At 67.0% G+C, this 12,195-nt stretch carries 12 protein-coding genes; 4 read left to right on the forward strand and 8 right to left on the reverse strand.

Going from position 1 to position 12,195, the window contains the following annotated elements:
* Positions 1-91 precede the first annotated feature (91 nt).
* Both ACODS5_RS20205 and ACODS5_RS20210 read right to left on the reverse strand, forming a co-directional pair.
* Entirely contained in the window at positions 92-748 is a 657-nt protein-coding gene (locus ACODS5_RS20205; RefSeq protein ID WP_134693008.1) for a CoA transferase subunit B, read from the reverse strand.
* Between the two features lie 35 nt (positions 749-783).
* Positions 784-1,482 (reverse strand): CoA transferase subunit A, encoded by a 699-nt coding sequence (locus ACODS5_RS20210; protein WP_134693009.1) that lies wholly within the window; start codon positions 1,480-1,482, stop codon positions 784-786.
* A gap of 120 nt (positions 1,483-1,602) precedes the next feature.
* Between ACODS5_RS20210 and ACODS5_RS20215 the strand changes: the two genes are divergently transcribed.
* Entirely contained in the window at positions 1,603-2,508 is a 906-nt protein-coding gene (locus ACODS5_RS20215; protein ID WP_134693010.1) for a LysR family transcriptional regulator, read from the forward strand.
* Positions 2,496-3,317, forward strand: coding sequence for an aldo/keto reductase (locus ACODS5_RS20220; protein ID WP_489109504.1), 822 nt, complete (start codon positions 2,496-2,498; stop codon positions 3,315-3,317). The genes ACODS5_RS20215 and ACODS5_RS20220 overlap by 13 nt, the downstream gene beginning before the upstream one ends.
* Positions 3,318-3,439: 122 nt before the next feature.
* Here ACODS5_RS20220 and ACODS5_RS20225 read toward each other — a convergent pair whose 3' ends face one another.
* Genes ACODS5_RS20225 through lexA form a run of 4 tightly spaced genes read right to left on the reverse strand, consistent with a single transcriptional unit; the run spans position 3,440 to position 9,173 of the window.
* Positions 3,440-6,514: an error-prone DNA polymerase gene (locus ACODS5_RS20225; protein WP_489109505.1), complete on the reverse strand. Its 3,075-nt coding sequence runs from the start codon at positions 6,512-6,514 to the stop codon at positions 3,440-3,442.
* Complete coding sequence (locus tag ACODS5_RS20230; RefSeq protein WP_134693013.1) at positions 6,511-7,929, reverse strand: Y-family DNA polymerase; 1,419 nt, start codon at positions 7,927-7,929, stop codon at positions 6,511-6,513. Before ACODS5_RS20230 ends, ACODS5_RS20225 begins: the two co-directional genes overlap by 4 nt.
* A 6-nt stretch (positions 7,930-7,935) precedes the next feature.
* Complete coding sequence (gene imuA, locus ACODS5_RS20235; protein WP_134693014.1) at positions 7,936-8,556, reverse strand: translesion DNA synthesis-associated protein ImuA; 621 nt, start codon at positions 8,554-8,556, stop codon at positions 7,936-7,938.
* Positions 8,556-9,173, reverse strand: a complete 618-nt coding sequence (gene lexA / locus ACODS5_RS20240; RefSeq protein ID WP_177414255.1) for a transcriptional repressor LexA — start codon at positions 9,171-9,173, stop codon at positions 8,556-8,558. The genes imuA and lexA overlap by 1 nt, the downstream gene beginning before the upstream one ends.
* Before the next feature lie 94 nt (positions 9,174-9,267).
* On the opposite strand from lexA, the gene ACODS5_RS20245 reads away from it, so the two are divergent.
* Entirely contained in the window at positions 9,268-9,921 is a 654-nt protein-coding gene (locus ACODS5_RS20245; RefSeq protein ID WP_489109506.1) for an HAD family hydrolase, read from the forward strand.
* Here the strand turns inward: ACODS5_RS20245 and ACODS5_RS20250 are convergent, their stop codons facing one another.
* On the reverse strand, positions 9,922-10,254 hold the full coding sequence (locus tag ACODS5_RS20250; RefSeq protein ID WP_134693017.1) for a YdcA family protein: 333 nt from the start codon (positions 10,252-10,254) through the stop codon (positions 9,922-9,924).
* 202 nt (positions 10,255-10,456) lie between these two features.
* Between ACODS5_RS20250 and ACODS5_RS20255 the strand changes: the two genes are divergently transcribed.
* The gene (locus ACODS5_RS20255; RefSeq protein ID WP_489109507.1) at positions 10,457-11,185 is read left to right on the forward strand and encodes a DUF899 domain-containing protein; all 729 of its coding nucleotides are present in this window, start codon (positions 10,457-10,459) and stop codon (positions 11,183-11,185) included.
* A 47-nt stretch (positions 11,186-11,232) separates the two neighbouring features.
* Here ACODS5_RS20255 and ACODS5_RS20260 read toward each other — a convergent pair whose 3' ends face one another.
* On the reverse strand, positions 11,233-12,114 hold the full coding sequence (locus ACODS5_RS20260) for a LysR substrate-binding domain-containing protein (protein ID WP_134693019.1): 882 nt from the start codon (positions 12,112-12,114) through the stop codon (positions 11,233-11,235).
* Positions 12,115-12,195: the final 81 nt, after the last annotated feature.

Consider the following 12,195-nt stretch of genomic DNA (forward strand, 5'->3'; position numbering starts at 1 on the left):
GCTCAGGGCAGCAGCATGAACCTTAACCGGTGTCCAAAATTACTTGACCAGATCAAGGCCGCTCCTACAGGGGGCGGTGTGTTGCGGGTAATTAGAAGGTCATTTCCTGCACATCGTCCGGCACGATCAGCTTGCCGGCGGTTTTCTCGATGATCTCTTCGACGCTCACGCCCGGCGCGGTTTCGCGCAGGATGAAGGCGCCGTTCTCGATCTCCAGGTAGGCCAGGTCGGTCAGCACCTTGCGGATGCAGCCGGCGCCGGTCAGCGGCAGGCTGCACTTGGGCAGCAGCTTGGACTCGCCGTCCTTGGAGGCATGGGTCATGGTGACGATGATGTTGTCGGCACCGGCCACCAGGTCCATGGCGCCGCCCATGCCCTTGACCAGCTTGCCGGGGATCATCCACGAGGCGATGTTGCCCTCCACGTCCACTTCGAAAGCCCCCAGCACGGTGAGGTCGACATGGCCGCCACGGATCATGGCGAAGGATTGCGCCGAATCGAAGATCGACGCGCCACGGCGAGCGGTCACGGTCTGCTTGCCGGCGTTGATCATGTCGGCGTCGATGGTGGCTTCGGTGGGGAACTCGCCCATGCCCAGCAGGCCGTTTTCCGACTGCAGCATCACATCCATGTCGGCAGGCACGTAGTTGGCCACCAAGGTGGGGATGCCGATACCGAGGTTGACGTAGTAGCCGTCCTTCAGTTCACGGGCGACGCGTTGCGCCATTTGTTCGCGGGTCAATGCCATGGTCAGGATCTCTTTGTTGTTCTTGAGGGCGGCGCTCAGGCCTTGACGGTGCGCTTTTCGATGCGCTTCTCGAAGGTGCCGACGATGACCCGGTCGACATAGATGCCCGGGGTGTGGATCTCGCTGGGCAGCAGCACGCCGGGCTCGACGATCTCTTCGACCTCGACCACGGTGATCTTGCCGGCGGTGGCGGCCAGTGGGTTGAAGTTCTGCGCGGTGTTGCGGTACACCACGTTGCCGTAGTGGTCGGCCTTCCAGCCCTTGACGATGGCGAAGTCGCCGGTGATGGATTCTTCGAGGATGTACTTGCGGCCCTTGAACTCGCGTACTTCCTTGCCTTCTGCGACCGGGGTGCCGTAGCCGGTGGCGGTGAAGAAGGCCGGAATGCCGGCGCCGCCAGCGCGCATTTTCTCGGCCAGGGTACCTTGGGGGGTGAGCTCGACTTCCAGTTCGCCGCTGAGCAACTGGCGTTCGAACTCGGCGTTTTCGCCCACGTAGGAGGCAATCATCTTGCGGATCTGCCGGTCCTCGAGCAGCACGCCCAGGCCGAAGCCGTCGACGCCGCAGTTGTTGGAGACCACGGTCAGGCCCTTGACGCCGCGGCGCTTGATCTCGGCGATGAGGTTCTCGGGGATGCCGCACAGGCCGAAGCCACCGGCCAGTACCGTCATATCGTCGGTCAGGCCAGCCAAGGCCTCTTCATAAGTTGCTACACGCTTGTCCAGTCCGGCCATGCTCAGTCGCCTTTTGTAGTTGTTGGAACCGTGCGGTCATCTTCACTGTAGTCGACTGATTTGTTAATTTTGTTTTCGTCATCGATTGATAATTTTTTCAAAACAAAGGTCGAGCCAGTCATGAACGTCAAGCAGCTGCGTGCCTTCGTCACCGTGGCCAAGTACCAGAGCTTCGCCCAGGCCGGCGAGCACCTGCACGTGTCGCAACCGGCCCTGAGCCTGACCATCAAGGCCCTGGAGGACAACCTCGGCGGCGCCCTGCTCACCCGCACCACCCGCAGCGTCAGCCTGACGCCCGAGGGCGAGGTGCTGCTGCCCCTGGCCCGGCGCCTGCTGGCTGACTGGGACGACACCGAGGAGATGCTGCGCCAGCGCTTCACCTTGCAACTGGGCCGGGTGTCGGTGGCGGCCATGCCGGCGTTCGCTGGCAACCTGCTGCCGCAATCGCTGAAGGTGTTCCGCCAGCGCTACCCCAAGGTCAACGTCACCGTGCACGACGTGATCAACGAGCAGGTGCTGGAACTGGTGCGCCATCGCCGCGTCGAACTGGGCATTGGCTTCGAACCCGAAAGCAGCGAGGCGCTGCGGTTCCACCCGCTGTACATGGACCGTTTCGTCGCCGTGGTGCCCGCCGACTCGCCACTGGCGCGCCAGCCGCAGGTGCGCTGGCAGGAACTGCTGGCCGAGGACTTCATCGCCCTGCAGCGGCCCTCGGCGGTGCGCTTGCTGCTCGAGCAGCACCTGGCCGCCGGCCATGGCAAGCTGACGGTGGCCTTCGAGAGCCACCAACTGGCGACCATCGGCCGCATGGTCGCCAGCGGCCTGGGCGTCAGCGCCGTGCCGGCCCTGTGCATCGAGCAGATGCAGCAGCTGGGCGCACGCTGCGTGCGGTTGGTCGAGCCCAGCGTCGAGCGGCGCATCGGCGTGATCGCCCTGAGCGATCACAAGCTGTCGAAAGCCGCCGAAGCGCTGCTCGATGTCCTGCTTACCCATACCCACCCACAGGAGGTGATATGCGCTACCTGAATCTGGCGGGCAGCCGCGTTCCGGTCATTGGCCAGGGCACCTGGTACATGGGCGAGGACCCGGGGCGCAGGGCCGCCGAAGTAGCGGCCCTGCAACAAGGCATCGAATTGGGGCTGAGCCTGATCGACACGGCGGAGATGTACGCCGAAGGTGGGGCCGAGCAGGTGGTCGGCCAGGCCATCGCCGGGCGCCGCGAGCAGGTGTTTCTGGTCAGCAAGGTCTACCCGCACAACGCCAGCCGGCGCGGCATGCCGGCCGCCTGCGAACGCAGCCTGAAACGGCTGGGCACCGACTGTATCGACCTGTACCTGCTGCACTGGCGTGGGCAGTACCCGCTGGAGGAGACGGTGGAGGCGTTCGAGCGGTTGATCGAGCAAGGCAAGATCCGCCGATGGGGCGTGTCGAACTTCGACCTGGACGACCTGCGCGAGCTGGACAACACCGCCTGCGCCACTAACCAGGTGCTGTACAACCCGGCCGAACGCGGCATCGAGTTCGACCTGCTGCCGTGGAGCCGCGAGCAGGGTTTGCCAACCATGGCCTACTGCCCGCTGGCCCAAGCCGGGCGCTTGTTGCGCCATCCGCTGATGGCCCAGGTTGCCGAGCGCCATGGCGCCACGCCGGCCCAGGTGAGCCTGGCCTGGGTGACGCGCGGCGAGGGTGTGATCGCGATTCCCAAGGCGGTGAACCCGGACCACGTGCGCTTGAATGCACAAGCGGCTGGGCTGGTGCTGAGCGAGGAGGACCTGCGGGCGATCGACCAAGCGTTCGCGCCCCCGACCCGCAAGCAGCGCCTGGCGATGGTCTGAGCGCCACCTGTAGGCGCCAGCCCTGCTGGCGAACCAAGCGTCGCGGTGGTGGACGGTACCGGCTGTGCCGATATTCGCCGGCAAGCCGGCTCCTGCGGCGTTGCGCCTGGCGCTGGCTGGCATCAATGAAAATCCCGACTGCGCACATCCAGCCCATTGAGCAGCGGGCTGATGTCTTCCAGGCGCCGGGCAATCAGGTGTCGCACGCCCTTTTCCTGCTCCAGTCGCCCGCTAACTTTAAGCAACCGCGAGCCCACCAGCGCCCGCCGCTGCCGCTCGGCCAGCTCGCGCCAGACCACCACGTTGACCATCCCGTGTTCATCTTCAAGGGTTACGAAGGTCACGCCGCTGGCCGTCTGCGGCCGCTGCCGGCCGACCACGATTCCGGCCACCGCCACGCTGTCACCATGCTCGACACCGGCCAGCTCCTGGGAACTGCGGCATCCCAACGCCCGCAAGCGCGGGCGCAGCAACATCAGTGGATGCGGCCCCAGGGTGGTGCCCAGCGTGTGGTAGTCGGCGGCCAGGTCTTCGCCCTGCGTCGGCGTCGGCAGACTCACCTCCGGCTCCGGCGCGCGCTCGAGCTGGGCGAACAACGGCAACTGCGCCTGCACCGCCGCCACCTGCCAGCGCGCCTGGTGCCGGTCGCCGGCCAGCCCGCGCAAGGCCCCGGCATCCGCCAGCCGCGCCCTGGCCCGGGCATCGAGGCCTACACGCAGGCACAGGTCCTCGACATCGCGCCAGGGCCGCTGCGCGCGCGCCTGCTCCAGGCGCCTGGCATCCGCCTCATTGAAGCCACGAATCTGCCGCAAACCCAGGCGGATCGCCAGGACACCCTTGCCCACTGGCTCCAGGGTGCAATCCCAGGCGCTGTGGAACACATCCACCGGGCGCACCTCGATGCCCTGGCGGCGCGCCTCTTGCAACAACTGGTCGGGGCTATAGAAGCCCATCGGCCAGCTATTGACCAGGGCACAGGTGAAGATCGCCGGCTCGTGGCACTTGAGCCAACTGCTGGCATAGCACAGCAAGGCGAAACTGGCGGCGTGGGACTCGGGGAAGCCATAGCTGCCGAAGCCCTTGATCTGCTCGAAGATGCGTTCGGCGAAAGCCAGCTCATAGCCATTGCGCAGCATGCCGCCGATCAAGCGCGCTCGGTGTGGTTCCAGGCCACCATGGCGCTTCCAGGCAGCCATGCTGCGGCGCAACTGGTCGGCCTCGCCCGGGCTGTAGTCGGCGGCGACCATGGCCAGTTCCATGACCTGCTCCTGGAACAGCGGCACGCCCAAGGTGCGTTCGAACACAGCCTTGAGCTTTTCCGAGGGATAAGTGACAGGCTCCTGTTGCAAGCGCCGACGCAAGTAGGGATGCACCATGTCGCCCTGGATCGGCCCGGGGCGCACGATCGCCACCTCGATCACCAGGTCATAGAATTTTTCTGGTTTCAACCGCGGCAGCATGGCCATCTGCGCCCGCGATTCGATCTGGAACACGCCCATGGTCTCGGCCCGGCTGATCATGGCGTAGGTGGCCGGGTCTTCCTTGGGCAGGGTCGCCAGGCGGTACTCATGCCCCCGGTGCAATGCCATCAGGTCGAAGCAACGGCGCAACGCACTGAGCATGCCCAGGGCCAGCACATCGACCTTGAGCAAGCCGACCATATCCAGGTCGTCCTTGTCCCACTGGATCACCGTGCGCTCGGCCATGGCCGCGTTCTCCACCGGCACCAGCTGGTCCAGGGGCTGCTCGGAAATGACGAAACCTCCCGGGTGTTGCGACAGATGCCGGGGGAAACCGATCAGTTCGCCGGCCAGCACCAGGATACGCCGCAATGACGGGCTCTGCGCGTCGAACCCGGCCTCGGCCAGGCGCTCGGCATCCGGGATCCGGTCACTCCAGCGCGCGCAGCACTTGGCCAGGGCATCCACCTGGTCACTCGGCAGCCCCAGCACCCGCGCCACATCGCGCACCGCCCCCGCGGCGTGGTAGCTGCTGACCACTGCCGTCAACGCCGCACGGTGCCGGCCGTAGCGCCGGAAGACATACTGGATGACCTCCTCGCGCCGGTCATGCTCGAAATCCACGTCGATATCCGGCGGCTCGTTGCGCTCGCGGGACAGGAAGCGCTCGAACAGCAGCCGATGCTCCATCGGGTCGAGCTCGGTGATGCCCAGCACGAAGCACACCACCGAGTTGGCCGCCGAGCCACGCCCCTGGCACAGGATGCGCTGGCGGCGGGCGAAGGCGACGATGTCATGGACGGTGAGGAAATAGCTCTCGTAGCCCAGCTCCTCGATCAGGGCCAACTCCCGGCCCAGCACCTCGCGCACCTTGTCGCTCGGCCCGTGCGGCCAACGCTCGGGCAAGCCACGCTCACACAGTGCGCGCAACCAGCTGGCCGGCGTCTGGCCCTCGGGCACCAGCTCACGCGGGTACTGGTACTGCAACTCGCCCAGGTCGAAGGTGCAACGCTCGGCCAGCACCAGGGCCTGCGCCAACAGGTCAGCCGGGTACAGCTCCCGCAATTGCTCGAGGGAACGCAGGTGGCGCTCGCCGTTGGCGAACAGCAACTGACCGGCCTCGGTCACCGGGCAATGCGCGCGGATGGCGGTCATGCAGTCCTGCAACGCACGCCGACCACGCACATGCATATGCACATCACCACAGGCCACCAACGGTATGCCCGTGCGTGCGCCCAGCGCCCGCAAACCGGCCAGCCGCTGTTCATCGTCGCCCCCACGATGCAGGTGCACAGCCAGCCACAGGCGTTCGCCGAACAGCGCCTGCAACCAGGCCGCGTCATCGCTGGCGGCCGCCACTACCCACAGTGCCAGCAAGCCTTGGTGATGGGCCTCGAGATCCTCGGCGAGCAGTTGGTAGCTGCCTTTTTCAGCCCGCCGTCGCGCACGAGTGATCAGCGCGCAGAGGTTCTGGTAGCCAGCAAGGTCCTGCACCAGCAAGACCAGCTTGGGCCCTTGATGCACCTGCACCTCGCTCCCGACGATCAGGCGCAGCTCATGCTGCCTTGCAGCCTGCCAGGCCCGAACGATACCGGCCAAGGAGCATTCATCGGTGATCGCCAGGGCCTGGTAGCCCTGCTCGCGCGCTCGACGAAACAGCTCGTCGGCGCTGGAGGCGCCGCGCTGGAAACTGAAGTTCGACAGGCAATGCAGCTCGGCGTAACCCTGCCCGCTCATGCGAACCAGCCTTGCAACCACAGCGGCCCGGGCGCCGCCAGGTCGCGAAAGGCCCAGCCACGCAGGCCGTCACGGGTCTGGACCCGATAATAGTCGCGCCGCACATCGCCACCGTCCCACCAACCGGACTCGATCCGCTCGGCCGGCCCCAACCACTGCAAGCCGACCTCGGCCAGCACCTGGGGTTCGGCCAACAGCCAGCCGGGGCGACTGCCGGGCGCCATCACCAGGCGGCCCTGGGCGCCCTGCTCCGCCGGCTGCCAGGCGCATTCGGGACGATGATCGGCGGCGGCGCACAACCCTGTGACCGCGTCATCGCCCAGGCGGGCACGCAGCCGCTCACGCAACTGCTCCCAAGGCTGCGCCTGCTGGGCGCGGGCCTCGAACAAGGCCTGGCGCTGGGGCACGAAGGGGGGCAAGTCGGCGGCGACCAGCCGCAGGTTACGTACCGGGGCTGGAATCCGTAGCGGCTCCAGGCGTCCGCGTGCCAGTTCGAACAGCATCGCGGCCTCGCGCTCGGCAGCCAGCAGCCCGACCTTGAGCAAGGTATCAGGCCCTTCGGCGTGCTCCAGGTGCAGCTCGAAACGCTGTACGCCGCAATCGCGCCCGCCGAGGAACGCGGCCAGGTCGTTGATCAGCCGGCGCAAGGGGAACAGCAACGCCTGGTGCGACTCGACGTCGAAGTTCAGCTCCAGGCGCGCGTCGAAGCGATCGGGTGGCTGGTAGAAGTCCAGGCCCAGGGTGCGCAGGCCAAGCAACTGGTCCAGGTGCAACTGCACCTGGGCGCTGAAACGCCTGGCCAAGGCCTCGCGCGGCAAGGCCAGGACCTGCCCGAGCCGACGCAGGCCCATGCGGCTGAACGCCTCAGCCGCCTCGGTGGGCAGGCCGGCCCGCTCGACCGGCAGGTGCTGCAAGCTGTCGCGGGTGGCCTGTGGGCAAGTCAGCGCCAGACCGTCATGGCCATTGGCAAGGATTCGCGCCGCCACCGGGTTGCTGGCCACGACGATGCGCTGACGCAGCCCCAGTTCGGCCAGTTCCTGGCGCAGCCGCGCCTCGAACGCGGGCCAGGGGCCGAACAATTGCAGGCTCGAACCGATCTCCAGCAACAACGCCCGCGGGTAATGCAGGCTGACCTGGGCACTGAAGCGATAGGCCCAGGCCGCGAGCAGTTGCTGAACCTGGTCGATGCGTGCCGGCTCGACCTCGACACAGCTGAAGCCGTCGGCCAAGGCCCGGGCGGCGGTCAGGGTCTGCCCCGCGCGCAAGCCCAGGGCGCGGGCTGGCACATTGACCGCCTGGAGGACGCGACGCTGGGTCGGACCACCGATCAAGGCCAGCGGGGTATCAGGGTCGTCGCGTTCGCGCAGGACCGTGTCCAGCGCCAGCTGGGGAAACAGGATGCAGGCCCAGAGCATGGCGCATCAGCCCCATCCCGGGCAGGCGATGGGCGCGGCCGGCGGCAAGCCACCCCGGCACTTGAGCACACGCCATTGCGCCGGTCGGGTGTCGATGGCGATGCGCAGGGCCGCGGGCGACGGGTTGTGCGCGGCCTGCTGCTCCCGGCAGGCGAAGGCCAGGGCCTCGCCGGTTTCCGCCGCAACCTGCAAGCGACGCAGCGCGCGGTCATCGGCGCGCGCCGGCCAACACAGCACGGCCGCGCAACTGCCCGAGCGCAGGCATTGCTCCGCAGCCCACAAGCCGTCATTGCCCTTGCCCTCGACCTGCGCCAACCAGCGCAGGTCCACCCCCGCCGCCTGCCAGGCCGGCGCGTAGGGAATGAACGGCGGCGCCACCAGCACCACCCGTTCGCCCGCGCCGGTCAAGCGCGCCAGGGTCGGCCACAGCAATTGCAACTCGCCACAACCCGGGCTGGCCAGCAGCAGTTCGCTGAGCGCAGCGGCAGGCCAGCCGCCATCCGGCAACCGCGCATCGAGCGCGGCATGCCCGCTGGGCTGCAACGCCTGCGGCCGCGCCTGGGCTTGCCGCCCACGCCAGACCTGGCGCTGGTCGAGCAGCCGCTCGAGGTCGACTACCGCGCCCATCAGTCACGCCTCAGCAGGCCGCAGAACACGCCTTCGATGAAGAATTCGCGCTCCGGGCTGATGTCGATGGGGGCATAGGCAGGGTTGCGCGGCAGCAGGCGATAGCCGCCACGGGTGCGCTGCAGACGCTTGATGGTCACCTCGCCATCGAGCCGGGCGACCACGATCTGCCCATCGCGGGCCTCGCCCTGCTGGCGAATGCCGACCAGGTCGCCGTCGAAGATGCCGTCGTCGATCATCGAGTCGCCGCGCACCTTGAGCAGGTAGTCCGGCGTATGCCGGAACAGGCTGGGATCGAGCAGCAACTGTTCGTGAATATCGAGGTCGGGACCGATGGGCGCGCCGGCGGCCACCTGGCCAAGCACCGGCACTTCGAGGATTTCCGGCCGGCGCAAGGGCTCGGCCAAGCGAATACCCCGCGCCTGATTGGGCGTGACGTCGATGAAACCGGCCTGGTGCAGGGCGGTGATGTGCTTGCGCGCCACGCTGCGCGAGGCGAAACCGAAGCGCTCGGCGATATCGGCCAGCGACGGCGGCTGGCCTTGATCGGTGATGCGCTCGCGGATGAACGCGAGGATGGCGCGACGTTTTGGGGGTAGATTGTCCATGGAGTACATTTGTACTCTTTTCGACGAACACTTAACAGCCCCCTTCGTCGGCGGCATTGGTTATGATGCTGCTGAATTGATTCTCCACCCGCCAGGATGCCCGATGCTGACCGCCCTGCTGTTCGACCTCGATGGGACCCTCACCGATACCGACACCCTGCACCTGCAGGCCTTCCGCCAGCTGCTGCGCGATCACGACGGCCGCGAACTGACCCAGGAACAGTTCAATACCCAGGTCAGCGGCCGCTCCAATGGTCTGTTGTTCGCCGAGCTGTTCCCCGAGGCCGATGCGACACAGTGCCAGGCACTGGCCGAGCGCAAGGAAGCCTTGTTTCGCGAGCTGTCGCCGCACCTCGAGCCCATGCCGGGGCTGCTGCGCCTGCTCGAGCATGCCGAGGAGCACGGCATCGGCATGTGCGTGGTGACCAACGCCCCGCGCCTGAACGCCGAGCACATGCTCGGCGCCATGGGCCTGGGCGAGCGTTTCGACCATGTGCTGGTCGCCGATGAACTGGCCCGGCCCAAGCCCGATCCCCTGCCCTATCTCACCGGCTTGCAGCGCCTGGGGGCCCAGGCCGGGCAGGCACTGGCGTTCGAGGACTCGCTGCCGGGGGTCAAGGCCGCGGTCGATGCGGGCATCTTCACCGTGGGGCTGGCGACCACGCAACCTGAGCAACCCTTGCTGGATGCCGGGGCGAAATTGGTGATCGCCGATTATGACGACCCACGCCTGTGGAAGCTGATCGCCAGTCTCTGATCAGCGGCGCTTGTAGCTCTTGCTGCCCGACGGCGTCAGGCAGTACACGCCACCGCGCGGGCCGACGCAGTACTGGCCCGTGCCGCAGCTACAGCCCTCACTACTGCCGCTGGCACGCAAGGGCTGCGCCCGCGCCGGGCCACCGAACTGGGCGCTGCAGCTTTTCTTCGAGGCACTGATCGAGCCGTCGTTGCACAGGAAGGTATCGCCGTCGCAACCGGCGATGCCGCCTTTGCGCCCGGAACAGGGGGTGTTGCCGGCCTGCGCCACGGGAGCCGCCAGGCACAGGGCCAGCAACGGCACCGCGCAGCGGCGCCAGGAGAAGAAGGTCATCGCCACGCTCCTTGTGATAGATGGCGCAATAGTATCAACCATCGGCAGCGAAGTGGGGCACCGGCTGCGCCGGTGTTCGCCGGCAAGGCCGGCTCCTACGGAGGGTTGGTACTGGCCGTCTGTCGGTATTGGCAATGGCGTTGTCGAAAGCGCCGAGGATGATTCGACCACTGTTTGAATCCCTTACGCTGGAGTCGCCACCATGAGCCCTTCCGATCCCAAGCACGCCGTGGTCTCGCGCAGCCAGTGGCTGGCCGCGCGGCGGCAACTGTGGCTGCACGAGAAAGCCTTCACCCATCAACGCGACGAACTGGCCGCCGCTCGCCGCGCCCTGCCCTGGGTACAGGTAGAGGAGGACTACCGCTTCCACGGCCCACATGGCGAACTGGGCCTGGCCGAGCTGTTCGCCGGGCGCAGTCAGTTGCTGGTCTATCACTTCATGTTCGCTGAAGGTTGGGACGAGGGCTGCCCCGGCTGCTCCTTCCTCGCCGATCACTTCGACGGCGCCAACCTGCACCTGGCGCACCACGACGTGACCTTGGCCGCGGTGTCACGGGCGCCCTATGCCGAGTTCCAGGCGTTCCGCCAACGCATGGGCTGGCATTTCCCGTGGTATTCCTCCCATGGCAGCCGCTTCAACCACGACTTCGGCGTCAGCGTCGCCAGCGACGGCAGCAGCGAGTACAACTATGAGCCGTACACGGGCGACGAGACCGAGCTGCCGGGGCTGAGCGCGTTCTACAAGGCGATCGATGGCAGCCTGTACCACACCTACTCCACCTATGCCCGCGGCCTGGACATCCTGGTCAATGCCTACAACTTCCTCGACCTGGCGCCGCTGGGGCGCAACGAGGCGGGCACGATGGACTGGGTACGCCACCATGACCGCTACGACGGGGTGGCCAGCAAGCCGCATTGCTGCAAGGAGTGACTGGCCTTGCTGACCAGGCAGGCAACGCGATGCCTGCGCATTGAACCTCAGATCGCCTGCACCGCCAGCAACTCGGTCAGCACCTCGGCCAGCGCCTTGACCATCACATCCGCCGTGGGCCGGTGCACGATCACGATCTCGTAGCTGTCCACTTCCGGCAGCCCTTGCCCGGCGCCGAGCACGCGGTGCTCGGCGCTCGCTGCCCGTGGCGGCAGCAGGCTGATGCCCATGCCGTCGGCCACCGCCGCCTGGATGCCACTGAGGCTCGAGCTGGTGAAGCTGATGCGCCAGCGCCGGCCCATGCCCTCGATCGCGCTGATCATGTCGTCGCGGTACAGCCCGCGCGGGGGGAAGGTCACCAGCGGCACCGGGTCGAGTTCGAAGGCCGGCATGCGCGCACTGTCGATCCACTGCAGCCGCTCCGGCCAGCAGGCCACGCCCTCGCGGCTGTTGCGCCGCTGCTTGAGCAGCACCAGGTCAAGCTCGCCGTTGTCGTAGGCCTGGCTGAGGTCGCGGCACAGGCCACTGGTGACTTCGAGCTTGACCTGCGGATGACGCCGGCTGAACGCGGACAAAGCATTGGTGGTGCGCCCGCCGACGAAATCCTCGGGCACGCCCAGGCGCACGGTCATGCCGACCATGGCCCCGGCCAGGGCTTCGAGCATCTGGTCGTTGAGCGCCAGCATGTGCCGGGCATACCCGAGCAAGGTCTGCCCGGCATCGGTGGGCAGCACATCGCGGTTGCCGCGCACCAGCAGGCGATGGCCGACCATATCCTCGAGGCGGCGGACCTTCTGGCTGATGGTCGACTGGGTGGAATGCAGGCGCGCGGCCGCGGTGGTGAAACTGCCGCAATCGGCCACCACGACGATGGCGCGCAACAGGTCAAGGTCGAACAGGGCTCTATTCGATTTCACGCTGGAAGACATCGGGTTATTCAACGAATGAATGACAAGCCCGACTTCTATCACGCGCGCCCCGGCCCGGCAACTCGCCACGGGCCCATTAGC

The sequence above is a fragment of the Pseudomonas sp. FG47 genome (assembly GCF_057809115.1).

Bases quoted from the DNA above. Each gene is read 5' to 3' on its own strand.
- ACODS5_RS20205 (WP_134693008.1), bottom strand. From the start codon at position 748: ATGGCATTGACCCGCGAACAAATGGCGCAACGCGTCGCCCGTGAACTG.
- ACODS5_RS20210 (WP_134693009.1), bottom strand. From the start codon at position 1,482: ATGGCCGGACTGGACAAGCGTGTAGCAACTTATGAAGAGGCCTTGGCT.
- ACODS5_RS20215 (WP_134693010.1), top strand. From the start codon at position 1,603: ATGAACGTCAAGCAGCTGCGTGCCTTCGTCACCGTGGCCAAGTACCAG.
- ACODS5_RS20220 (WP_489109504.1), top strand. From the start codon at position 2,496: ATGCGCTACCTGAATCTGGCGGGCAGCCGCGTTCCGGTCATTGGCCAG.
- ACODS5_RS20225 (WP_489109505.1), bottom strand. From the start codon at position 6,514: ATGAGCGGGCAGGGTTACGCCGAGCTGCATTGCCTGTCGAACTTCAGT.
- ACODS5_RS20230 (WP_134693013.1), bottom strand. From the start codon at position 7,929: ATGCTCTGGGCCTGCATCCTGTTTCCCCAGCTGGCGCTGGACACGGTC.
- imuA (WP_134693014.1), bottom strand. From the start codon at position 8,556: ATGGGCGCGGTAGTCGACCTCGAGCGGCTGCTCGACCAGCGCCAGGTC.
- lexA (WP_177414255.1), bottom strand. From the start codon at position 9,173: ATGTACTCCATGGACAATCTACCCCCAAAACGTCGCGCCATCCTCGCG.
- ACODS5_RS20245 (WP_489109506.1), top strand. From the start codon at position 9,268: ATGCTGACCGCCCTGCTGTTCGACCTCGATGGGACCCTCACCGATACC.
- ACODS5_RS20250 (WP_134693017.1), bottom strand. From the start codon at position 10,254: ATGACCTTCTTCTCCTGGCGCCGCTGCGCGGTGCCGTTGCTGGCCCTG.
- ACODS5_RS20255 (WP_489109507.1), top strand. From the start codon at position 10,457: ATGAGCCCTTCCGATCCCAAGCACGCCGTGGTCTCGCGCAGCCAGTGG.
- ACODS5_RS20260 (WP_134693019.1), bottom strand. From the start codon at position 12,114: ATGTCTTCCAGCGTGAAATCGAATAGAGCCCTGTTCGACCTTGACCTG.